This is a genomic window from Shewanella sp. MM_2022_3, from assembly GCF_022557375.1.
GTDB lineage: Bacteria > Pseudomonadota > Gammaproteobacteria > Enterobacterales > Shewanellaceae > Shewanella > Shewanella xiamenensis.
Window position 1 is genome coordinate 42,928 of record NZ_JAKZGV010000021.1, and the last position, 21,528, is coordinate 64,455.

Annotated in this window: 19 protein-coding genes and 1 other RNA gene; 13 read left to right on the plus strand and 7 right to left on the minus strand. The window is 49.0% G+C overall.

The genetic code is table 11. From position 1 onward, the window contains the following. The first annotated feature begins 30 nt into the window (after positions 1–30). From MMG82_RS12410 to MMG82_RS12425, 4 genes are all read left to right on the plus strand, one after another. A complete protein-coding gene (locus tag MMG82_RS12410; RefSeq protein ID WP_241406910.1) occupies positions 31–1,665 on the plus strand; it encodes an iron ABC transporter permease in 1,635 nt (544 codons plus the stop codon). Continuing rightward, positions 1,662–2,711, plus strand: a complete 1,050-nt coding sequence (locus MMG82_RS12415; RefSeq protein WP_037428482.1) for an ABC transporter ATP-binding protein — start codon at positions 1,662–1,664, stop codon at positions 2,709–2,711. Before MMG82_RS12410 ends, MMG82_RS12415 begins: the two co-directional genes overlap by 4 nt. 142 nt (positions 2,712–2,853) lie before the next feature. Further along, the gene (gene ggt / locus MMG82_RS12420) at positions 2,854–4,566 is read left to right on the plus strand and encodes a gamma-glutamyltransferase (RefSeq protein ID WP_241406911.1); all 1,713 of its coding nucleotides are present in this window, start codon (positions 2,854–2,856) and stop codon (positions 4,564–4,566) included. A 203-nt stretch (positions 4,567–4,769) separates the two neighbouring features. Beyond that, the gene (locus tag MMG82_RS12425; protein WP_037414323.1) at positions 4,770–5,711 is read left to right on the plus strand and encodes a Dyp-type peroxidase; all 942 of its coding nucleotides are present in this window, start codon (positions 4,770–4,772) and stop codon (positions 5,709–5,711) included. A 63-nt stretch (positions 5,712–5,774) separates the two neighbouring features. On the opposite strand, the gene MMG82_RS12430 is transcribed toward MMG82_RS12425, so the two are convergent. Then, positions 5,775–6,677 carry a LysR family transcriptional regulator gene (locus MMG82_RS12430; protein WP_241406912.1) on the minus strand — a complete coding sequence of 301 codons (903 nt, stop codon included), beginning with the start codon at positions 6,675–6,677 and terminating at the stop codon, positions 5,775–5,777. A 119-nt stretch (positions 6,678–6,796) separates the two neighbouring features. Between MMG82_RS12430 and MMG82_RS12435 the strand changes: the two genes are divergently transcribed. Then, positions 6,797–7,429, plus strand: a complete 633-nt coding sequence (locus tag MMG82_RS12435; RefSeq protein ID WP_099457006.1) for an NAD(P)-dependent oxidoreductase — start codon at positions 6,797–6,799, stop codon at positions 7,427–7,429. A 121-nt stretch (positions 7,430–7,550) separates the two neighbouring features. Here MMG82_RS12435 and argR read toward each other — a convergent pair whose 3' ends face one another. Beyond that, entirely contained in the window at positions 7,551–8,021 is a 471-nt protein-coding gene (gene argR / locus MMG82_RS12440) for a transcriptional regulator ArgR (RefSeq protein ID WP_011071072.1), read from the minus strand. Between the two features lie 289 nt (positions 8,022–8,310). Between argR and mdh the strand changes: the two genes are divergently transcribed. Further along, on the plus strand, positions 8,311–9,246 hold the full coding sequence (mdh, locus tag MMG82_RS12445) for a malate dehydrogenase (protein ID WP_037414331.1): 936 nt from the start codon (positions 8,311–8,313) through the stop codon (positions 9,244–9,246). A 95-nt stretch (positions 9,247–9,341) separates the two neighbouring features. On the opposite strand, the gene MMG82_RS12450 is transcribed toward mdh, so the two are convergent. Beyond that, positions 9,342–9,731, minus strand: coding sequence for a DUF393 domain-containing protein (locus MMG82_RS12450; protein ID WP_047538797.1), 390 nt, complete (start codon positions 9,729–9,731; stop codon positions 9,342–9,344). Between the two features lie 211 nt (positions 9,732–9,942). On the opposite strand from MMG82_RS12450, the gene folM reads away from it, so the two are divergent. Next, entirely contained in the window at positions 9,943–10,662 is a 720-nt protein-coding gene (gene folM / locus MMG82_RS12455) for a dihydromonapterin reductase (RefSeq protein WP_047540670.1), read from the plus strand. Between the two features lie 81 nt (positions 10,663–10,743). Here folM and MMG82_RS12460 read toward each other — a convergent pair whose 3' ends face one another. The 3 genes from MMG82_RS12460 to zapA form a co-directional block, all read right to left on the minus strand. Further along, the gene (locus MMG82_RS12460; protein WP_047540667.1) at positions 10,744–11,430 is read right to left on the minus strand and encodes a 5-formyltetrahydrofolate cyclo-ligase; all 687 of its coding nucleotides are present in this window, start codon (positions 11,428–11,430) and stop codon (positions 10,744–10,746) included. 7 nt (positions 11,431–11,437) lie between these two features. Then, a non-coding RNA gene (ssrS, locus tag MMG82_RS12465) (6S RNA) lies at positions 11,438–11,618 on the minus strand. 114 nt (positions 11,619–11,732) lie between these two features. Then, positions 11,733–12,035, minus strand: coding sequence for a cell division protein ZapA (gene zapA, locus MMG82_RS12470; RefSeq protein ID WP_037414335.1), 303 nt, complete (start codon positions 12,033–12,035; stop codon positions 11,733–11,735). Positions 12,036–12,260: 225 nt separating this feature from the next. Between zapA and MMG82_RS12475 the strand changes: the two genes are divergently transcribed. The 6 genes from MMG82_RS12475 (at position 12,261) to gcvP (ending at position 20,339) form a co-directional block, all read left to right on the plus strand. Next, complete coding sequence (locus tag MMG82_RS12475; protein WP_047538794.1) at positions 12,261–12,836, plus strand: UPF0149 family protein; 576 nt, start codon at positions 12,261–12,263, stop codon at positions 12,834–12,836. 106 nt (positions 12,837–12,942) lie between these two features. After that, a complete protein-coding gene (gene ubiH, locus MMG82_RS12480) occupies positions 12,943–14,166 on the plus strand; it encodes a 2-octaprenyl-6-methoxyphenyl hydroxylase (protein ID WP_241406913.1) in 1,224 nt (407 codons plus the stop codon). Between the two features lie 36 nt (positions 14,167–14,202). Beyond that, complete coding sequence (locus tag MMG82_RS12485; RefSeq protein ID WP_047538787.1) at positions 14,203–15,420, plus strand: FAD-dependent monooxygenase; 1,218 nt, start codon at positions 14,203–14,205, stop codon at positions 15,418–15,420. 398 nt (positions 15,421–15,818) lie between these two features. Next, positions 15,819–16,913, plus strand: coding sequence for a glycine cleavage system aminomethyltransferase GcvT (gcvT, locus tag MMG82_RS12490; RefSeq protein WP_047538785.1), 1,095 nt, complete (start codon positions 15,819–15,821; stop codon positions 16,911–16,913). A 25-nt stretch (positions 16,914–16,938) separates the two neighbouring features. Further along, a complete protein-coding gene (gcvH, locus tag MMG82_RS12495) occupies positions 16,939–17,328 on the plus strand; it encodes a glycine cleavage system protein GcvH (protein WP_011071083.1) in 390 nt (129 codons plus the stop codon). Between the two features lie 122 nt (positions 17,329–17,450). Next, complete coding sequence (gene gcvP / locus MMG82_RS12500) at positions 17,451–20,339, plus strand: aminomethyl-transferring glycine dehydrogenase (protein ID WP_241406914.1); 2,889 nt, start codon at positions 17,451–17,453, stop codon at positions 20,337–20,339. Positions 20,340–20,630: 291 nt separating this feature from the next. Here gcvP and MMG82_RS12505 read toward each other — a convergent pair whose 3' ends face one another. After that, positions 20,631–21,383, minus strand: a complete 753-nt coding sequence (locus MMG82_RS12505; protein WP_241406915.1) for an HNH endonuclease — start codon at positions 21,381–21,383, stop codon at positions 20,631–20,633. Positions 21,384–21,528: the final 145 nt, after the last annotated feature.

Sequence of the window (21,528 nt, forward strand, 5' to 3'; positions counted from 1 at the left end):
TGATTGGCGCACTTGCTTTAAAGGAGCCACATGATTTTAGGATTAGCCAGAAGCTGGTCGCTTACTGGTTATGCCATAGCTGTGCTACTGGTGTTACCCCTCGTTGCGTTACTTCTTCAAGCGGCTCAGCCCGATGAGGCCGTTTTTGGTCATCTACTTTCTACTGTATTACCGACATACATCACTAATAGCTTATGGTTGATCCTGTGGGTGAGTATTGGCTCACTGTTGCTGGCGTTGCCCTGCGCTTGGTTAATGGCGCGCTGTGAATTTGTCGGTAGACGGTATTTGCAATGGGCTTTGTTATTGCCCTTAGCCATGCCAGCCTACATTGTTGCCTACGTGTATACGGATTTATTTGATTACACCGGCCCAGTACAAAGGAGTTTGCGCGCGCTCTTTGGTTGGAGCTCACCGCAGGATTACTTTTTCCCTGATATTCGCACCTTAGGTGGTGCAGCGTGTGTGTTATCGCTGGTGTTATTTCCCTATATTTATCTGTTAGCGCGTACCGCGTTTATGGAGCAATCCTTAAATTTGGCGCATGCATCAAGGATCATGGGCTGCTCGCCGTGGCAGAGTTTTTGGCGTTTATCTTTGCCAATGGCAAGGCCCGCCTTGGCCGTGGGTGTGGCATTAGTGGCGATGGAAACCGCAGCGGATTTTGCAACGGTTAACTATTTTGCCGTGCCAACCTTAACGACAGCCGTATATGACACTTGGTTGGGCTATGGCAATTTAACCGCCGCGGCAAAGCTCTCGGCCATTATCCTGCTGGTGGTGTTTAGCTTGATTGGCGTTGAGCGTTTTGCCCGCCGTAAGCAGCAGTTATTCCAAAAACAGTCCCGCATTCAAGCGAGCGATTTATATCGGCTCTCACCGATGCAAACCCTGTTTGCCCTCGGTTATTGCATCACCTTGTTACTGCTGGCCTTTGTGCTGCCAAGCGGAATTTTACTCTCCTACGCTATCGGTTATTTTGAGCAGAGCTGGGATCCGATTTTCTGGCAATTGAGCGTGAATAGTTTGAGCCTCGCGCTCATTACTAGCTTAGTGTGCTGCGCGATTGCATTGATATTGATGTTTATCCGCCGCGTTAGCCCAAGGACGAGTGATGCATTGCCATCGCGCTTGGCTTCAACTGGCTATGCTTTACCCGGTACGGTACTTGCCATTGGTGTATTGGTGCCATTAACCCTGCTCGACTTTGCGATTAACGACGTCGCCGATTGGTTGGGGATGGCAGGCCCTGGGCTCTTGCTCACTGGCAGTACGGTTGCGCTGGTTTTTGCTTTTTGTGTGCGCTTTGTGGCCATTGCGATTGGCAGTGTTGAGACTAGCTATAAACGCATCCCGCCCTCATTAGACATGGTGAGTCTAACACTTGGGCAAAGCCCTCGACGTTTACTCCAAAGAGTACATTTACCGCTACTCACCAAGGGCTTATTTGCCGGGGCGCTGCTGGTGTTTATCGAAAGCATGAAAGAATTACCGGCGGCATTGTTGCTGCGTCCCATAGGGTTTGAGAATCTCGCCACCTATGTCTTCCAGTTTGTCTCTGACGAAAAGCTTGAACATGGCGCCTTGCCCGCCATTGTGATTGTGCTCGTGGGTTTAGTCCCACTGATTTATTTAAACCGTTCCTTGGAGCAAGATAGTCGATGACCAGTACGCTCAATCTTCATCAAGTTCATAGCGATTATCAGGGCCAACAGGTACTCAAAGGCTTAGATTTAACCCTGGCACAAGGGGAAATCCTTGCGCTGCTCGGCCCAAGTGGCTGCGGCAAAACGACTTTGCTCAGGGCGGTGGCAGGATTGCAGGCGATTAGCCAAGGTGAGATCCAAATCAATGGCAAGACGGTCAGCGGCGCAGGGCAATTTGTGCCGAGTGAGCAACGGGGCATAGGGATGATTTTCCAAGACTATGCTTTGTTCCCCCATTTGACCGTCGCCGAGAATATTCTCTTTGGTGTGGCAAAATTAACGCCAGCGCAGCGCAAGGCGCGGTTAGATGACATGCTCGCCCTAGTAAAACTTGAAGGCTTAGCCAAGCGTTATCCCCATGAGTTGTCGGGTGGTCAGCAGCAGCGGGTGTCGATTGCCCGCGCATTAGCCTATGAGCCGCAATTACTGTTACTCGACGAGCCTTTTTCGAATATCGATGCACAGGTGCGCCACAGCATGATGGCGGAGATCCGTAGCATTCTAAAGCAGCGTAATGTTAGTGCGGTTTTTGTTACCCATAGCAAAGATGAGGCCTTTGTGTTTGCCGATACCTTGGCCATTTTTAACCAAGGTGTGATAGTACAACATGGCCGAGCGGAAGACTTATATGCCGCACCAAATAGCCGCTATGTGGCTGATTTTCTGGGAAGTGGCAACTATTTACCCGCCGAGGTCGTTGATGGCCACCGTGTTGTCACTCCCATTGGTGAGCTGCGCAGCCTCACGCCCTTGTCAAAGTCTAATGCATTTAATGGCCAAGTGTTTTTGCGGCCACAGCAATTGGCGCTCAGTGCCGATGATGCGGGCGTAGGGACAATTACCGAGCGGCGCTTCCTCGGCGCATTTTGTCATTATTGGGTAAAAGTCGAGGCGGCATCCCACGCCCATTATGTCGAAGTACGTAGCCAAATTATGCAGTTCAATGTTGGTCAGCGAGTGGGCTTAAATACTGAGCCACATTCCCTAGTGCTATTTGAGTCTTAATGCCTAGGCCACTCTCGAGATGTCAGTGTATCAGCAGAAAGCATGACATTTTTGCTTACGTTTAACTTGAGCAAAAAATGTCTCGTTTGCTGATATTTTCAGCCTTCCTTGTTACCTTAATTCCTCCAGAGTGGGAGGAATTATGATAAAAACAATAAAATCAATTTGTACCTTAGTCACAGTGGCGACAGCCATGTCGTCATCGGGAGTGTTAGCCATGGATAGGATCACGGGTAAAGCCTTTGCGACGCGCTCAGAAGTGTATGCTACCCACGGAATGGCGGCCACCAGTCAACCGCTGGCGACACAGGTCGCGATTGATGTATTAAAGCAGGGCGGTAGCGCCGTCGATGCGGCCATTGCAGCGAATGCCATGCTGGGCTTAGTCGAGCCGACTGGTTCAGGTATCGGTGGTGATTTATTTGCCATTGTTTGGAGCGCGAAAGATAAAAAACTGTATGGCCTTAATGCCTCCGGTCGCAGCCCCAAATCCTTAACGCTAGAGAAGCTAAAATCCCTCGGATTAGATTACTTGCCTCCTTTGGGGCCGCTACCCGTATCCGTTCCTGGTGCGGTGGATGGATGGTTCGAACTGCACAACAAGTTCGGCAAGTTACCAATGGCCGATAACTTAGCGCCAGCGATTCGTTATGCCCGCGAAGGTTTCCCTGTCTCCGAGTTGATTGCCTATTACCTTGAGAGCAGCGGTAAAAAGCTCGCTCAATTCCCCGGTTTTAAAGAAACCTATATGCCCAATGGCAAAATGCCTGCGGTGGGCGAAATCTTCAAAAATCCTGCGCTGGCAAACACCTATGAGAAAATTGCTAAAGGCGGCCGCGATGCCTTCTACAGGGGTGACATTGCCAAAAGTATTGATAAATACATCAAGGCTCAAGGTGGCTATTTAAGTTATGAAGACTTAGCCAGCCATACCAGTGACTGGATTGAACCCGTATCGGTCAACTACCGTGGTTACGATGTGTGGGAATTGCCGCCCAACGGGCAGGGGATTGCTGCGCTACAGATCTTAAAAACCATGGAACCCTTCGATGTCGCCGCCATGGGCTTTAATAGTCCCGAATATGTGCACTTATTTGTAGAGGCGAAAAAACTCGCCTTTGCCGATCGCGCGAAATTCTATGCCGATATGGCCTTTAACAAAGTGCCAGTAAAAGAGTTAATCTCGCAGCAGTATAATTACGATCGCGCCAAGTTAATTGATTTAAACAAGGCGGCTAAGAGTGTCGATGCCGGCAATCCTGCGCTGCAACATGGGGATACTGTGTATCTCACTACCGCGGATAAAGACGGCAACATGGTGTCGCTGATCCAGAGTAACTACCGCGGCATGGGCTCAGGTATGACGCCGCCGGATCTCGGCTTTGTGCTGCAAGATCGCGGGCAGATGTTCGATCTCACCGAAGGTCGATTTAACACCTATGCGCCGGGTAAGCGGCCCTTCCATACCATTATTCCCGCCTTTGTGACCAAAGACGGTAAACCTTGGCTCAGTTTTGGGGTGATGGGCGGCGCAACACAGCCGCAAATGCATGCGCAGATTATTATCAATCTGATTGATTTTAAAATGAACTTGCAAGAAGCGGGTGATGCCCCCAGAATTTTACACTCAGGTTCGACTGAGCCTACGGGGGAGATAATGAATGACGGTGGCTATGTGAGCCTTGAATCAGGCTTCCCCGTTGAAACTCGACGTGAGCTGATGAAGAAAGGCCATGTGCTTCGCGATGTTCTCGGTGATTTCGGTGGCTATCAAGCCATTGGCTTTAATGCTGAAACGGGCGTTTACCGCGGTGCATCAGAAAGCCGAAAGGATGGTTATGCCGCAGGATATTAACGCATCACTCGTTTTGCTCTACTGAAGCGAATGCAGAATAGACAAAATTGACGAGGCGTAATGGCCTCGTCAATTTTTATATTTCAGCCTCAAAAGGCCTTTACATCACAAAGACGGACAAACTGTGCGTTACTTAATGTCATTTTCAGGTAAAGTTGCGGATAATATTGCCGAAAATGAATCGACAACAGGGTGATAACCAGATGGATATTCAAAATATGCCGCGTGAACAGTTAGGTGTGTGTGCAGAGGGAAACTTACATAGCGTCTATTTGATGTTTAATGCGAGCGACAACGATAACGTTGAATCGCAATTGCGTCCCTGTATTGCCAACGTTGCGCAGTATATTTATGAGTTGACGGATCAGTATTCCGATAGTGCATTTAATGGTTTTGTGGCCATAGGCGCCAACTATTGGGACAGTCTCTATCCCGATGCTCGCCCCGAAATGCTTAAGCCTTTCCCAGCGATGCAGGCGGGTAACCGCGAGGCGCCTGCGATCGAATACGATCTGTTTGTGCATCTTCGTTGCGATCGTTACGACATTTTGCATTTAGTCGCCAACGAAATCAGCCAAATGTTTGAAGACTTAGTCGAGTTAGTGGAAGAAGAGCGCGGCTTTAGATTTATGGATAGTCGCGACTTAACGGGCTTTGTCGATGGCACCGAAAACCCGAAAGGGCGTCATCGCCAAGAGGTCGCCTTGGTTGGGGATGAAGACCCTGAATTTAAGGGCGGCAGCTATATTCACGTACAAAAGTACGCCCACAACTTGAGTAAGTGGCATAGATTACCGCTTAAAAAGCAAGAAGATATTATCGGTCGTACCAAGCAAGACAACATCGAATACGAGTCGGAAGATAAGCCATTAACCAGCCATATCAAGCGGGTAAACCTCAAGGATGAAAACGGCAAGTCCATCGAGATTTTGCGCCAGAGCATGCCTTACGGCTCGCTCAAAGAACAAGGTTTGATGTTTATTTCAACCTGCCGCACACCGGATCACTTCGAGAAGATGCTCCATAGCATGGTGTTTGGTGATGGTGCGGGTAATCACGATCACTTGATGCACTTTACCAGTGCGTTAACTGGCTCGTCGTTTTTCGCCCCAAGCTTAGATTTTTTGATGCAATTCGATAATTAACCCTTAGCAAATCGCGACTAAACGCACTGAGCCTTAAGCCTCAGTGCGTTTTTGTTTGTGGGCTTAACTCGCCGCTGTCCACTTATTGATATCGAGCCGCCATTGCTGAGCGGTAAAATCGATAAAGGCGCGCACTAGCGCTTGTTGGTAGCTGCGAGATAAGTACACGGCCCAGAGGGTTTGGCCTGGTGCCGTGTATTCGGGGAGCACTTCTTGCAGTTGACCGCTGGCCAGATATTGATTAGCTAAGTCACAGGGCAAGTAGGCAATGCCATGCCCGCGCAACGCGGCGCTGACCAGCACTCCCATTTCATTGGCCATCAGATTCCCCATAGGTTTTATCCGCTCACTCTGTTGCTCCTTGAGTAGCTGCCAATGTTGCTGCGAGCTATGGATAAGGCAATTATGGTTGAGCAGATCGTTAGGGACGGTTAACGGCTCGGCTTGAGCCAAGTAACTGGGCGCGGCGCACAGCACAGCATCTATGCTCATCAATTTACGGGCAATCAAATTCTCATCGGGCTGCTCGGTATAGCGCAGTGCCACGTCCACCCGCTCATCCACTAATTGAGCAAAACTGTCCGACATTAACAGCTGAATATTGACCTTAGAGTGCAATTTTATAAAGCGATCGACCACATCAAACAGACTGTGCTGCCCAAGTCCGACGGGTGTGGCAATACGAATACTGCCGACTAATTCAGTGTTATGACTATGGGCGCGGCTTTCCATTGCGGCGACTTCACTCAGCACCCGCTGACAATATTGCAGGGCTTCTTCACCCTGTAAGGTCAGGCTAACGCTGCGGGTGGTGCGGTGTAGCAGGCGTAAACTGAGCCACTGCTCAATTTCTTGAATATGGCGAGAAACCTGTAAACGACTGAGATCGAGGTGTTCTGCGGCCTTAGTAAAGCTGCCACAGTTAGCCACTTCGATAAAGCTACGCATGGCGGCGATTTTATCCATATATAATTACACCCATTAGTATCTCAATCTGAAACAATCCTGCTCATTTATCGATATTTATCACGCTAAGTATCGCAAGTAAACTGGTCTCAATTTAAATCAGCAGTGAGACTTATCAAATGAAAATTGCAGTATTAGGTGCATCAGGTTGGATTGGCGGAACCATTTTAAATGAAGCCTTAAGCCGTGGTCATGACGTCGTTGCCTTAGTGCGTGACCCAAGCAAGCTTGGTGAAACGGCGGCAGAAGTGCGTAGTGTTGACCTGACTCAGCCATTAACCGCTGAAACCTTTGCAGGCGTGGATGTGTTAATTGCTTCAGTGGGCGGCCGCGCTGAGCAGAATCACGGCTTAGTGGCGAAAACAGTTAATAATCTATTAGCCGTATTGCCACAGGCTAAAGTGCCACGTTTATTGTGGGTCGGTGGGGCAGGTAGTCTAGAAGTGGCACCGGGAGTAACTTTGGTTTCAAGCCCAGATTTCCCGTCTGCCTATAAGGATGAAGCTCTGGCTCAAGGTGAGGCATTGAAGGCATTTCGCGCCGCCAACACCACTGTTAACTGGACTTTTGTCAGCCCAGCGGCAGAGATCTACCCTGGTGCAAGTGAAGGCTCTTACCGTTTAGGTGGCGATAGCTTCTTTACCGATGCAAATGGCCGCAGCCGGATTTCGGTGAGTGATTACGCCAAAGCCATGCTCGATGAAGCAGAAAAAGCGGCGCATCCCAATCAAAGGATCAGTGTGGCTTACTAAGGCTGAGGAGTTTCGGCTAAATACTGTAACGTAAGTGGGACACAAGCCCTGAAATTAGGCTAATGCTGGACTGAAAAGCGTACAGTGGAAATAGAACAGGTCAGCAAGCTGACCTGTTTTTTTATTCTGCGTAATTGAATAAAGATTTGATGGTTTCCAAGGTATCGGCGATATCTTGAATGCTAGATGGACAAATAAAGATCGTATCGTCACCCGCAATGGTTCCCAAAATCCCTTCAGGTTTACCGATGGAGTCTAACAAACGAGCAATTAATTGTGCGGCGCCTGGGCTAGTGCGGACAACAATCATCGCTTGGTTATGGTCAACATCGAGTACTAAATTCTTTAACGGGCTGCCCGCAGTGGGCACGCCTAATTCGGCAGGTAAGCAATAAACCATCTCCTGCTTAGCGTTGCGAGTGCGCACGGCACCGAACTTGCTGAGCATACGAGACACTTTAGATTGGTTTATATTAGTAAAGCCTTCTGCTTGCAAGGCGGTGACGATTTCACTCTGGGAGCCAAAGCGCTCCTCTTTTAAAATCGCCTTAAAAATTCTAACAAGGTCATCCTGATTCTTGGTCGTTTGCATAGTCTTATTCTTTATTCAAAAAAACAGGCTTATTCTGAATAGTTTTGGTTAAACTGTCAACAAATAACCACAATGACTGAATAAAAATGCAATTAACTCACTTCGTGCTAATTCATTTATAAATGTATTTGTTGAACTAGAGTAAATATTCAACATTGCAACGCGCTGTTTTAGTAAATCTTTGAATCAACGACTAAGGGATAATTGAAATTAGCGTGACATTCCAGTAATGTGACGCCAACGCAAAATAGATCCATGTCACAATATCCGAGAAATAACGGAGATAACTATGAAAGTTGCTGTACTTGGTGCTGCTGGTGGTATCGGCCAGGCTCTTGCCCTACTGTTAAAAACTCAATTACCTGCGGGTTCTCAACTGTCTCTATACGATATCGCACCGGTAACTCCGGGTGTTGCGGTTGACTTGAGCCATATCCCAACTGCGGTTGAAATCAAAGGTTTTGCTGGTGAAGATCCAACGCCTGCCCTCGTGGGTGCTGACGTTGTGCTTATCTCTGCTGGTGTTGCACGTAAGCCTGGTATGGATCGTTCAGATCTGTTCAATATCAACGCAGGTATCGTTCGCAACCTGATCGAGAAAGTGGCTGTTACTTGCCCTAAAGCGCTCGTGGGTATTATCACTAACCCAGTAAACACTACAGTTGCTATTGCTGCTGAAGTGCTGAAAAAAGCAGGTGTTTACGATAAGAACCGTTTATTCGGCGTGACCACTCTGGACGTTATCCGTTCTGAGACTTTCATCGCTGAATTAAAAGGCTTAAACGTTGCTGACGTTAAAATCAACGTGATCGGCGGCCACAGTGGCGTGACTATTCTGCCATTACTGTCTCAAGTTGAAGGCGTGACTTTCTCTGATGAAGAAGTCGCTTCTTTAACTAAACGTATCCAAAACGCGGGTACTGAAGTGGTTGAAGCTAAAGCCGGTGGCGGCAGCGCGACGCTGTCTATGGGTCAAGCGGCATGCCGTTTCGGTATGTCTCTGGTTCGTGGTCTGCAAGGCGAAGCTAACATCGTTGAATGTGCTTACGTTGACGGCGGCAGCGAGCACGCTGAATTCTTCGCTCAACCAGTATTGTTAGGCAAAAACGGTATCGAAAAAGTACTGCCTTACGGTGAAGTGAGCGCATTCGAAGCTAACGCCCGTGATTCTATGTTAGATACGCTGAAAGGCGATATCAAACTAGGCGTTGATTTCGTTAAGTAATTCTTCTGAATTATGAGAAAACGGAGCCGAATGGCTCCGTTTTTTTATGCTTTAAACTTTGTTCTCTAAACAGGGGTTCTTAATCTTGAGTCTCGCTATTTAGGCAGTTGGCATTGGCTGTCACAGCGAGCTTTACCCGTCAGTAGATAGGAAATACGGTATCTGTGCTTGGCGAATCTCAGGTAGCACCAATCCGCAATAGGTTTGATAAGCGGTAAGCGTAGCACTTGTACCCAAGGGCGAGTGCCTGTGAGCGCCCATGCTTTGCAAGTGACATCGAGCCCGAGCAGCACTTGGCCGGAGGCGGTTTCGCCATGGAGAATGGTATTGGCGTAGTCTTTATCGATATAGCTGAATCTTGAGCTGAAATTGTCAGCATTAAGATCCACCAGTTCAATTCTGTCATCGGGATCGCGCGCTTTGAGTTGACGCATTTCGGCGCTACATAATGGGCAATTGCCATCGAAAAAAATCCGCAGTTCCATTAGGTCTACCTCTTACTGTGTGTCCCTGAGTATACGCAGTTGTCAGGCATTTAGATCGACATGTTTTCGGTTTTAATTGTTATACACTCTTGGCTAGAGGCATTAAGCTATTGCGATGAGTGACGTGATTGTGTGATTACGTGATTGTGCGATTAACAATCTGCCAAATGCGTTTGCTTTTAATCAGTGCTTGGCAAATAACAGGATGGATATGACAGCTCCCATTATTATCACTGGCGTGGGTAAACGTATTGGTTACGCCCTCGCGAAACACTTGCTCGCCCAAGGGCACAAGGTGATTGGCACCTATCGCAGCCATTATCCCAGCATCGATGAGTTGCAGTCTTTGGGCGCGACCTTAATCCAATGCGACTTTTACGATAATGCGCAGCTCCAAACCCTGATTGAGCAATTGAGCCAATACCCCAAAATCCGCGCCATTATCCATAATGCCTCTGACTGGCTGCCAGACAACAGCCCAAGCCTTGCCCCCCATGAGGTGATGCAGCGCATGATGCAGGTGCATGTGAGCGTACCCTATCAAATGAACTTGGCGTTAGCCCCGCAGCTACAAGCGGGAGCCGAGGGCGAGATTGGCGCCAGCGATATTATCCATTTCACTGACTATGTGGCCGAAAAGGGCAGTGCCAAGCACATGGCTTATGCGGCCAGTAAAGCAGCGCTAGATAATTTAACCTTATCTTTTGCGGCTAAATTAGCGCCCGAGGTCAAAGTGAATGCGATTGCTCCGGCGATGATCCTTTTTAATCCAAGTGATGATGAAGCCTATCGGCAAAAGACCTTAGCCAAGGCCATTTTGCCCAAAGAAGCTGGAAATCAAGAGATTATCGCCTTGGTGGATTATCTATTGGCGAGCCGCTATGTCACTGGGCGTAGCCACAATGTCGATGGTGGGCGGCATTTAAGGTAAAAAAGAATCTAGATTTTAGGTTCTAGGTCCTAGGTCCTAGGTCCTAGAATCTAGTTATCTAGCACCTAGCACCTTCTTTATTCAAAACTCCCATACTCGACTTGGGGTGATGATAGCGGGCAAGGGCACATCCCAATGTTCGCATGGCAGGCTCGGTACTTGTTGGCAATCATGGGCATACCCCATGGGCAGTGGTTTGCCTTTGCTGTGCCAATTAGCTAGCGTTCTGTCGTAATAGCCGCCGCCCATGCCCATACGATTACCTTGGATATCAAAGGCAACGAGCGGGGTGATCACCACATCGAGTCGCTCAATCGGCATAACGTTACGCACATCTAGCCGTGGCTCTAAAATACCGAATTGATTCGGTAGCATTACCGAGTCGGCGTGGTAATGCAAAAACAATAATTGCCCAGCATTAAAGGGGTGCAGCCGTGGCAGATAGGTTTGAATCCGCTGTTGCCAAAGCGCTTCGATAAGCGGAGCTGTTGCCAGTTCGCCATCGTGGGTGAGGTAAAGCGCGACATGCTGGGCCTTCAGCGCGCTGAGCTTTTCGAGCATTCGCTGACATGCGGCAAGGCTTGCCTCGGTTTGCACCTCTGTCGAAAGCGAGCGGCGGGCTAAACGGATTTGTTTGCGTAATTCGGCTCGGCTGAGAGTTGGGCTTAGATTTAGACTTAGCGACTTGGCGTCAATTTCAGGCTGAGTGCCGTGTGGCCCCTTGACTGTTGGGGCCGAAGAGTTCGATACAGGTGAAGTGATAGACATAAATAAGATGCTCCCCAGAATGCCGCTACCGGTGTAGCCCTTGAACCGTAGGTTCAAGGCGGGTAAATGATTACCTCCTAAGGCTTCTCGGTACGAGCCGAGCATGCTCAATGTCAGTAAAGCATTCACCCTGAGATCAAAATTATCGGCACAGGGACATTACCAGTTAGCCTGCATCCCAGGGAGCAAAAACGGTATTGAATCGCTAATCGTTTGGCTTAAAAAAGTATAGGCCAGTTAGCCATTCACTGTGCAACTCTTCTCAGATAGATGGTGCTTGGCACCGAGTGCACAGTCTAAAACTATTTGGTTGAACGCTCAACTAAGGCGTTTTCCAAGGTTGACTGCAACAGGCTGATGCGGTCATCCATTTGTTTCATATAATGCTTATTCTTTTGCTTTTCTTGGTACAACTCGTGGCCAATATTCAGCGCCGCCATAATGGCAATTTCTTCGCGGCTTAAGCTATTAGTGCGATTTTTTAAGGTGGTGAGTTGCTGCTCAACCCCTTGAGCCACAATGCGTAGGGCATCTTCCTGACCTTTCGGACAGGCGATAGAGTAGGTGCGCCCCAGCAGGGTGATTTCAACTGCACTGTTACTCATTCGAAGATGATCCTTTCGTTGGCATCGATAGGGCGGACTATATAGGGCTGATATTAAAAGTGCAAGGTAAGCCGCTGATGGATTGCACATTCGCCGTTTTGTTTGCTGCTTGTGTGAGCAGTTGCCGGAATTTTTATCTTCAACCCTAAGAATGCCGGATCAGAGTTGGTTCAAGTCTTTAACTCTGCTAGCATTGCTGCTGGAAAATTCTGATTGGAATCTGATATGGCGACCCCTCCTTCGTTACGTATCGAAAGCTTAAAAATAGCCCTCGATGCGGCTGAAATTGGTCAGCATCCCGTGGAAGTTCACGGTGCTCTTGTGGGTTTAATCTGCGGTGGTGTAGATCAAACCGGTGATTTGTGGATTAAACCGTTATTTGACCTGATGAACGATGGTCAGCCTTTGCCCGCACCTTTACATCAATTGGTGTGTGAGTTGTTCCAAGACTCGGTTGCTCGTTTGAGTGACTTTGATTTTGGTTTTATGCCATTGCTTCCCGAAGAGGAAGAATCCCTCAGTCACCGAGTTGAGGCGCTATCGCTTTGGACGCAAAGCTTTTTAACAGGCATTGCGATTATCCAGCCTAAGCTCAATAAAGCCTCCGCTGAAGTGCGTGAAGTGATTAAAGATCTGGCCGATATCGCTCAAGTGGAATTCGATGTGACCGACGATGAAGAGTCGGAAACCGCCTATATTGAATTGTTGGAATTTGTGCGTATCGCTGCGATTTTGTGTTACTCCGAGTTTGGCCCTGAGCCGAGCGATGAAGAGAGTGACGATCCTGCGGTGATCCATTAATTCCTAAAAGAGAAAGGCGGAGCGACTCCGCCTTTTAGTGTTTTTCAAATCTAACATCCTGATGGCGAAACGCTTTTAGCCATGCCATAGCTTGAATGAGAACCCCATGACGGTAGCAGAGCACATGGATAATTCAGTTCAAAACGTCGATATTGCCATTGTCGGTGGCGCCATGGCGGGTGCGACCCTAGCGTTAGCTTTGGCGCGTTTGTCTGGTACTGAAAAACCGTTGTCAATTGCCTTAATCGAGGCGCATCTTCCCGATAACAATCACCCCGGTTTTGACGCCCGTTCTATCGCCATTGCCCATGGTTCCATCTTCGAGTTATCCCGTTTAGGTTTATGGCCAAAATTGGCGCATTTAGGCACGGCAATTAAAGATATCCACGTGTCCGATCGCGGCCATTTTGGCATGACGGAACTCAACGCTAGTCAGTTCCATTTAGATGCGCTTGGGCAAGTCGTCGAGCTTGAAAGGGTCGGCCAAGTGCTGTTTAGCGAGCTTAACAAAACTCAGGTTAAGCGCTATTGTCCTGCCAAACTGTCAGTGTTAATTCCCGATATCGACAGCAACACGCTGGTGCTGGATTCCGGCGAGCGGATTTGCGCCAAGCTGGTGGTCGCCGCCGATGGCTTGCAGTCTAAAGTGCGCAGCAGTTTTAATCTGCCCATTACCCAAGTGGCGTTTGAACAAACCGCGATTATCGCCAATCTACAAACCGATAAGCCTCATCAGCACTGGGCCTATGAACGATTTACCGAGACTGGCCCACTGGCGTTATTGCCGATGGCAGATAGCCAAGGCCAGCCGCGTTTATCCCTCGTCTGGGCACTCGATAATCACCGCGCCCAAGCGATGCTCACCGCGCCTAAAGCTGAGTTTTTAGCTGCGTTGCAGCAAGCCTTTGGTTATCGCGCCTGCCAGTTTATCGATGTCAGCGAGCGCCATGCTTATCCGTTAAATCTGTCCTACATGCCAAGGCCAATTCACCATAGATGTGTGTTTATCGGCAATGCGGCGCAGACGCTACACCCGATTGCGGGGCAGGGATTTAACTTAGGCCTTCGGGATGTGGTGAGCTTGCTTGAAGTGCTCAACACTGCGCGAGAGCAGGGTGAGGATATCGGCGGTGTCGCCGTTACCCATGGCTATTTGCAGGCCCGTGAGGCGGATAGAAACAGCACTATTCGCAATATTGAATTTTTAGTCCGTGGCTTCTCTAACCAATATTGGCCCTTGGCCCTTGGGCGTAATCTGGGATTACGGCTGTTATCTTGGTTCCCGCCACTGAAAACCCCCGTCGCTCAAAAAGCGATGGGCTGGAAATAATCATTACTGGTATCGCAACGCGAAAAGGATGTACCCATGTTAAGTTCACAAGCCTATGACATTGCCATTGTGGGTGGCGGCATGGTGGGACTCGCCACCGCGATAGGATTGGCGCAGGCCGATCTTAATGTTGTCGTTATCGATGCGGGCCACACAGAGGCCGTGAGCGGTGAGCCAAGGCTTAGGGTTAGCGCCATCAACAAGGCGAGCCAACGTTTGCTGGAGCACCTCGGCGCTTGGCACTATGTCGATGCCAGCCGCGCGACGCCCTATCAAAAAATGGCGGTATGGGATAAAGACGGTTTTGGCAAAATCGCCTTCGATGCCAGTAGCATCAGTGAACCTAGCCTTGGCGCGATTATCGAAAACGACGCCATCAGCTATGCCCTCGCCAAGCGTGCCAGCGAATTTGACAATATCACCCATATCGAAAACCAACGCTTAGAGCGTATCGCCTTTGGTGAGCGTGAAGCTTGGTTGACCCTCGCCAATGGTGCTGAAATAGAGAGTGTCAGCGCCGCACTCGTGATTGCCGCCGATGGCGCTAATTCTTGGGTGCGTGAACAATGTAAGATCCCGTTAACCTTCTGGGATTATGGTCACCATGCGATCGTGGCGACCATTCGTAGCGAGATGCCACACCTCGCCACCGCCCGCCAAGTGTTTTTGCAGGATGGCCCGCTGGCCTTCTTGCCATTATATGAAGAAAACCTCTGCTCCATCGTCTGGTCTGTGCCGCCCGAGCGCGCCACTGAATTACTGGCAATGGACAAAGTGCAATTTGAGCGCAATCTCACCGCCGCCTTCGATGGTCGCCTTGGCATTTGCAAGCTCGAGAGTGAACGCCAAGCCTTCCCACTGCGGATGCGCTACGCCCGCCATTTTGCCCGCCACCGTTTATTGCTCGCGGGGGACGCAGCCCACACCATTCATCCATTAGCGGGCCAAGGGGTAAACCTTGGCTTCCTCGATGCCGCTAGCATTATCGAAGTGGTTAGCGAATTGCAGCAAGCGGGTAAGGATATCGGTGATTATGCCGAGCTGCGCGCGTTAGAGCGTTGGCGCAAGGCCGATGCGATGGAGATGATTGCGGCGATGGAAGGCTTTAAGCGCCTGTTCGAGGGTTCAAACCCAGTTAAAAAAGCCATTCGCGATCTGGGACTCAACCTCGTCGATAATGTCGCTGGGCTGAAAACAGTGTTCATGCAACAGGCCATGGGTAATAAGTCGTCGCTACCCAAGTTATGTCGCTAGCCTCGGTTGCGCTAATGTGATCAGAATTGCCGCAATTATCAGCGATTTGATTGCAAGCTGCGCAAATCTCGCTTTCGCATGTAAAAAAATTACATGTTGAAGATGAGAAAATCTAATGACACTGGCTTCGGATTAGAAAAATCTCCTGTATACAAATTTGTGACGCAAGGTATAATTTCGCCGCATTTTAGACCCTAGTACTTATACCAATCACGATAAATATCTGATTAATTCAGAGCGAATCAGGCGTTGCAGTGACAGACGCATTGAGACCGAAAGAACCCCTTTCAAATTGATGCATCGTGGAAGTGAAATGCCGATTAGCCAGATATTTAGCCGGATTTGTATCACCCTACGCTAGGCAGAGACCTGAAGAAGGCCGCAAAAAAGGGATAACAATGGCTAATAAAACTGTTCTGTTTAACAAGCACTTAGAATCAAACGCTAAGATGGTCGACTTCCACGGTTGGGATATGCCCCTCAACTATGGTTCACAAATCGAAGAACACCACGCCGTGCGTCAAGACGCAGGTATGTTCGACGTGTCCCACATGACTGTGGTTGATGTGACCGGAACCGACGCTTGTGCATTCCTCCGTAAGTTGCTCGCCAACGATGTGGCCAAACTTAAAGTGCCTGGTAAAGCCTTATACGGCGGCATGTTAGATGACAATGCCGGCATCATCGACGACCTAATCACTTACTACCTCACCGACATTTTCTACCGTGTTGTTGTTAACAGCGCGACCCGCGAAAAAGACTTAGCCTGGATCGCCAAACAATCCCAAGGTTTTGATGTCACAGTGACCGAGCGTCCTGAGCTGGCGATGATCGCCGTTCAAGGGCCTAACGCTAAGGCCAAAGCCGCCGCCGTATTCAGTAGCGAGCAAAATGCCGCAATCGAAGGTATGAAGCCTTTCTTCGGTAAGCAAGCGGGTTCTCTGTTTATTGCGACCACAGGTTACACAGGTGAAGCGGGCTACGAGATCATCGTGCCAGAAGCGGAAGCGGAAGCCCTGTGGCAAGCTCTGTTAGATCAAGGCGTTAAACCATGTGGTTTAGGCGCTCGCGATACATTACGTCTCGAAGCCGGTATGAACCTCTACGGCTTAGATATGGACGAAACCATCAATCCGCTGGCCGCCAACATGGGCTGGACCATTGCATGGGAGCCAACCGACCGTGACTTTATCGGTCGTAAGGCGCTTGAAGCCCTGCGCGATGCGGGAACCGACAAATTAGTCGGTCTAGTGATGGAAGAAAAAGGCGTGTTACGCCATGATATGCCAGTATTTTTCACCGATGCAGCGGGTGTTGAGCAGCAAGGCGTGATCACTAGCGGTACTTTCTCACCTACATTGGGCTATTCTATTGCGATGGCGCGTGTTCCTAGTTCAATTGGGGATACGGCGGAAGTCGAGATGCGTAAAAAGCGCGTGGCTGTTAGAGTAGTAGCGCCAAACTTTGTGCGCAACGGTAAACAAGCATTTTAAAAAAACGGAACAAGGAACAAGAACAATGAGCAATATTCCGACAGAACTGAAATACGCCTCTTCACACGAATGGATCCGCAAGGAAGAAGACGGTAGCTACACTGTGGGTATCACTGAGCATGCTCAAGAGCTGTTAGGTGACATGGTTTTCGTTGAGCTGCCAGAAGTGGGCGACACTGTGACTGCAGGCGACGACTGTGCAGTGGCAGAATCAGTGAAAGCGGCTTCTGACATCTACGCGCCAATCTCTGGTGAAGTGATTGCCGTGAACGAAGCACTGGAAGATTCTCCAGAGCTGGTAAACAGCGACGCTTACGGCGAAGGCTGGTTCTTCCGCGTTATGCCTTCTGATGAATCAGAAGTTGACGCTCTGCTCGATGCAGAAGGTTACCAAGCTGTCATCGACGAAGAATAATCGTCGACGCTAACGAAGCCCCAAGGGGCTTCGTTTGTTTTAGCGCAAGTTTGACATAACAATAGCCCGTTTATCAGTACCCTACAGTCCTGAGCGACGGCAAATCTGGAACAAGGTTTATCATGACCAAGCAAACCCTCACTCAGTTAGAACAGCACGATTTATTCTTACGTCGCCATATCGGCCCGGATAGCATCCAACAACAAGAAATGTTGAACTACGTTGGTGCAGAGTCTCTGGACGATCTGACTGCGCAAATCGTGCCTGAGTCGATCCGTTTAAGCCAAGAGTTGAGCATTGGTGATTCCTGCGGCGAAGCCGAAGGTTTGGCCTACATTCGTGGTTTAGCCAAACAAAACCAAGTCTTCAAAAGCTACATTGGTATGGGTTACTACGGTACCCAAGTGCCTAATGTGATTTTACGTAACGTCTTAGAAAATCCAGGTTGGTACACGGCCTATACGCCCTATCAACCAGAAATCGCCCAAGGCCGTTTAGAAGCCATTCTAAACTTCCAACAAGTGTCGATGGATTTAACCGGTTTAGATTTAGCCTCTGCTTCACTGCTGGACGAAGCGACTGCCGCCGCCGAAGCGATGGCGCTGGCTAAGCGTGTGTCTAAAGCCAAAAAAGCGAACATTTTCTTCGTAGCCGATGACGTATTCCCACAAACCTTAGACGTCGTAAAAACCCGCGCTGAGTGTTTTGGTTTTGAAGTGGTGGTCGGTCCTGCCCATGAAGCAGTAAACCACGAACTGTTTGGTGCTTTGTTCCAATATTCAAACCGTTTTGGTCAAATCACTGACTTCACTGACTTATTCGCCGAATTACGCGCGAAAAACGTGATTGTGACTGTTGCTGCCGACATCATGGCATTAGTGTTACTCAAGTCACCGGGTGCCATGGGCGCCGACGTGGTCTTCGGTAGCGCGCAGCGTTTCGGTGTGCCGATGGGCTTTGGTGGTCCACACGCAGCCTTCTTCGTGGCCCGTGACGAGCACAAACGCTCTATGCCAGGCCGTATCATCGGTGTGTCAAAGGACACCCGTGGTAACCGCGCACTGCGTATGGCGATGCAAACTCGCGAGCAGCATATCCGCCGCGAAAAAGCCAACTCAAACATTTGTACCGCGCAAATTCTGTTAGCGAACATGGCGTCTTTCTACGCCGTATTCCACGGCCCACAAGGCCTGAAAACCATCGCATCACGCATCAACCGCTTTGCTGATATCTTAGCCGCGGGCTTACAAGCTAAAGGCGTGAGCTTAGTGAACAATACTTGGTTCGATACCATCAGCATCAAAGGCTTAGACGTTGCAGCAGTCAATGCGCGCGCGCTGGCCTCTGAAATGAACCTGCGTTTCGATGCTGACGGCATCGTCGGGGTGAGCTTAGATGAAACCACTATCCGCAGCGATATCGAAGCGCTGTTCGATGTGATTTTAGGTGCTGGCCATGGCTTAGACGTTGCCGCATTAGATGCGCAAATCGTGGCGCAAGGTAGCCAATCGATTCCTGCCTCTTTAGTGCGTCAAGATGCCATCCTGAGCCACCCAACCTTCAATCGCTACCAAAGCGAAACCGAGATGATGCGTTATATCAAGCGTCTCGAAAGCAAAGACTTAGCACTGAACTACTCAATGATTTCATTGGGTTCATGCACCATGAAGTTAAACGCTGCGGTTGAAATGATCCCAGTCAGCTGGCCAGAATTTGCCAACATGCACCCATTCTGCCCACTGGATCAAGCCAAGGGTTACACCCAACTGATTGAAGAACTGTCTTCATGGTTAGTGAATGTCACAGGTTACGATGCCGTGTGTATCCAACCTAACTCTGGCGCACAGGGTGAATACGCGGGTCTGCTGGCGATTCGTAAATACCACGAGTCTCGCGGCGAAGCCCACAGAAACATCTGCTTAATCCCACAATCTGCCCACGGTACTAACCCTGCATCGGCGCAATTAGCCGGTATGCAAGTGGTTGTGACTGCCTGTGATAAGCAAGGTAACGTGGATTTAGAAGATCTGAAGGCCAAAGCGGCTGAAGTGGCAGAAAACCTGTCATGTATCATGATCACTTACCCATCGACCCACGGTGTGTACGAAGAATCTATCCGCGAAATCTGCAACATAGTGCACCAGCACGGTGGTCAAGTGTACTTGGACGGCGCCAACATGAACGCCCAAGTTGGCTTAACCTCACCAGGCTTTATCGGTGCCGACGTATCGCACCTTAACCTGCACAAAACCTTCGCGATTCCGCACGGCGGCGGTGGTCCAGGTATGGGCCCTATCGGCGTGAAAGCGCACTTAGCGCCGTTCGTCGCGGGTCACGTTGTAGTGAAACCAGGCCGCGAAAGCGATAACAACGGTGCAGTTTCAGCAGCGCCATACGGCAGTGCTGGCATTCTGCCAATCAGCTGGATGTACATTAAGCTGCTCGGTTCAAACGGCCTGAAAAAGTCGACTCAAACCGCGCTGTTAAACGCTAACTACGTGATGAAGAAGCTGTCTGAACACTACCCAGTACTGTTCCGCGGCCGTAACGATCGCGTCGCGCACGAATGTATTATCGACCTGCGCCCCATCAAAGAAGCCTCTGGCGTGACCGAAATGGATATCGCTAAGCGTCTGAACGACTACGGTTTCCACGCGCCAACCATGAGCTTCCCTGTAGCGGGCACGCTGATGATTGAGCCAACCGAATCTGAGTCTAAGGTTGAACTGGACCGCTTTATCGACGCTATGGTGTCAATCCGCGCCGAAATCGCTAAGGTTGAAGCTGGCGAGTGGCCAGCGGACAACAACCCGCTGCACAACGCGCCACACACTATGGCCGATATTATGGACCCAGCGTTCGATTCACGCCCATACAGCCGTGAAGTGGCCGTGTTCCCAAGTGCCGCAGTGCGTACTAACAAGTTCTGGCCAACCGTGAACCGTATTGATGATGTTTACGGCGACCGTAATTTGTTCTGTGCGTGTGTGCCGTTATCAGACTATGAGTAGGGGCTGAATAGTACGTTATTCAGTTCTAACGTTTAATGAAAGCGAACCCTTAGCGGTTCGCTTTTTTATTGGTTAGTTTTCATTCTGCTGAGATTGAGCTGCTAATTAGCTTTAAAAGTCGCTGAAAATGCAGTGTTGCTAATTGCCTGCTGCAGGCTTTCGCACTGTTACACCAGTGACTCGCTGTAAATACATCCCTGTAAGCTCTGCTAAAACATCCTGTTTTAGAAGGTCACTGGTGCAACAATGCCAGTTCTGGTGTAACCATTGAGTGAAGAGGTATGTTTGCCATTACGCTTTTTTTGCATTTAAATACATGGTGTTATGCCAACGAATGCTAGTTTCAGAAATGTCATGCAACAATGTCATTTTATGACCTTCATTTCCGCTAACTTGTCCGTCGGCAGCGAACGTAATAGAAAATTTATCTAATAGAACGTGATGATTTGGGCATAAGCACAAGATATTCGATTCCTTGTCGGGCCCGTGATGTGGTGCACCTAAGGGAATGATGTGAGCCCCTTCAGAATAATCCCCGTCAGGGGTGACTAGCTTAACCCCACATACTTGACATGAATTATGATACAAATTTTTGATTTTTTTTGAAATCTTGGTGTCACGTATGATCCTATCTATTGTCTGATTTTTGCGTTGGGCGCGAGTGTTATTGCTAGGTTCTGATTCTTCTTTATAATCTAAAGGAACAGCTCTAAAGGTTTTACCATCGACATCTATTAGCTTCCTTTTCTCGGTAACAGGGTCAAATCCAACAGTTCTCGTTTCACCTTTGCTATTCTTCTTAGTCCATACCCTAAAGACTAAAAGCTCATACCCTTCATCAGATATTTTTTTTATGTGTTTAATTGCTCGAGCATAACTATTCGCTGACCAGTTAGGGCTTAGAATGATATCACCATTTTGGGCGCCTAAACTAAATAGAACTTGCATCTTTGCGTCGCTACAATATGAGTACCCTCCTTGAGTTGACCCTAAAGACAGTCCTAAGGTTCTATTGACGAAGCTTGTTTTTGTTTCTTTATTCAATTTTAATTCCTCACTGAAATTCTCTTGCTTAAATGAATTTTCTTGCATTAGTGACTTTATTTAAGTTGGCTTATTCCATCATAAAAGTGTTCTAATATATACTTATCAAACCGATCTAGTTCAGGTGAGTAATTACATAAATCCT

Excerpts from the sequence above, each read along its gene's own strand:
- MMG82_RS12410 (WP_241406910.1), top strand. The coding sequence starts at position 31 with ATGATTTTAGGATTAGCCAGAAGCTGGTCGCTTACTGGTTATGCCATA.
- MMG82_RS12415 (WP_037428482.1), top strand. The coding sequence starts at position 1,662 with ATGACCAGTACGCTCAATCTTCATCAAGTTCATAGCGATTATCAGGGC.
- ggt (WP_241406911.1), top strand. The coding sequence starts at position 2,854 with ATGATAAAAACAATAAAATCAATTTGTACCTTAGTCACAGTGGCGACA.
- MMG82_RS12425 (WP_037414323.1), top strand. The coding sequence starts at position 4,770 with ATGGATATTCAAAATATGCCGCGTGAACAGTTAGGTGTGTGTGCAGAG.
- MMG82_RS12430 (WP_241406912.1), bottom strand. The coding sequence starts at position 6,677 with ATGGATAAAATCGCCGCCATGCGTAGCTTTATCGAAGTGGCTAACTGT.
- MMG82_RS12435 (WP_099457006.1), top strand. The coding sequence starts at position 6,797 with ATGAAAATTGCAGTATTAGGTGCATCAGGTTGGATTGGCGGAACCATT.
- argR (WP_011071072.1), bottom strand. The coding sequence starts at position 8,021 with ATGCAAACGACCAAGAATCAGGATGACCTTGTTAGAATTTTTAAGGCG.
- mdh (WP_037414331.1), top strand. The coding sequence starts at position 8,311 with ATGAAAGTTGCTGTACTTGGTGCTGCTGGTGGTATCGGCCAGGCTCTT.
- MMG82_RS12450 (WP_047538797.1), bottom strand. The coding sequence starts at position 9,731 with ATGGAACTGCGGATTTTTTTCGATGGCAATTGCCCATTATGTAGCGCC.
- folM (WP_047540670.1), top strand. The coding sequence starts at position 9,943 with ATGACAGCTCCCATTATTATCACTGGCGTGGGTAAACGTATTGGTTAC.
- MMG82_RS12460 (WP_047540667.1), bottom strand. The coding sequence starts at position 11,430 with ATGTCTATCACTTCACCTGTATCGAACTCTTCGGCCCCAACAGTCAAG.
- zapA (WP_037414335.1), bottom strand. The coding sequence starts at position 12,035 with ATGAGTAACAGTGCAGTTGAAATCACCCTGCTGGGGCGCACCTACTCT.
- MMG82_RS12475 (WP_047538794.1), top strand. The coding sequence starts at position 12,261 with ATGGCGACCCCTCCTTCGTTACGTATCGAAAGCTTAAAAATAGCCCTC.
- ubiH (WP_241406913.1), top strand. The coding sequence starts at position 12,943 with ATGACGGTAGCAGAGCACATGGATAATTCAGTTCAAAACGTCGATATT.
- MMG82_RS12485 (WP_047538787.1), top strand. The coding sequence starts at position 14,203 with ATGTTAAGTTCACAAGCCTATGACATTGCCATTGTGGGTGGCGGCATG.
- gcvT (WP_047538785.1), top strand. The coding sequence starts at position 15,819 with ATGGCTAATAAAACTGTTCTGTTTAACAAGCACTTAGAATCAAACGCT.
- gcvH (WP_011071083.1), top strand. The coding sequence starts at position 16,939 with ATGAGCAATATTCCGACAGAACTGAAATACGCCTCTTCACACGAATGG.
- gcvP (WP_241406914.1), top strand. The coding sequence starts at position 17,451 with ATGACCAAGCAAACCCTCACTCAGTTAGAACAGCACGATTTATTCTTA.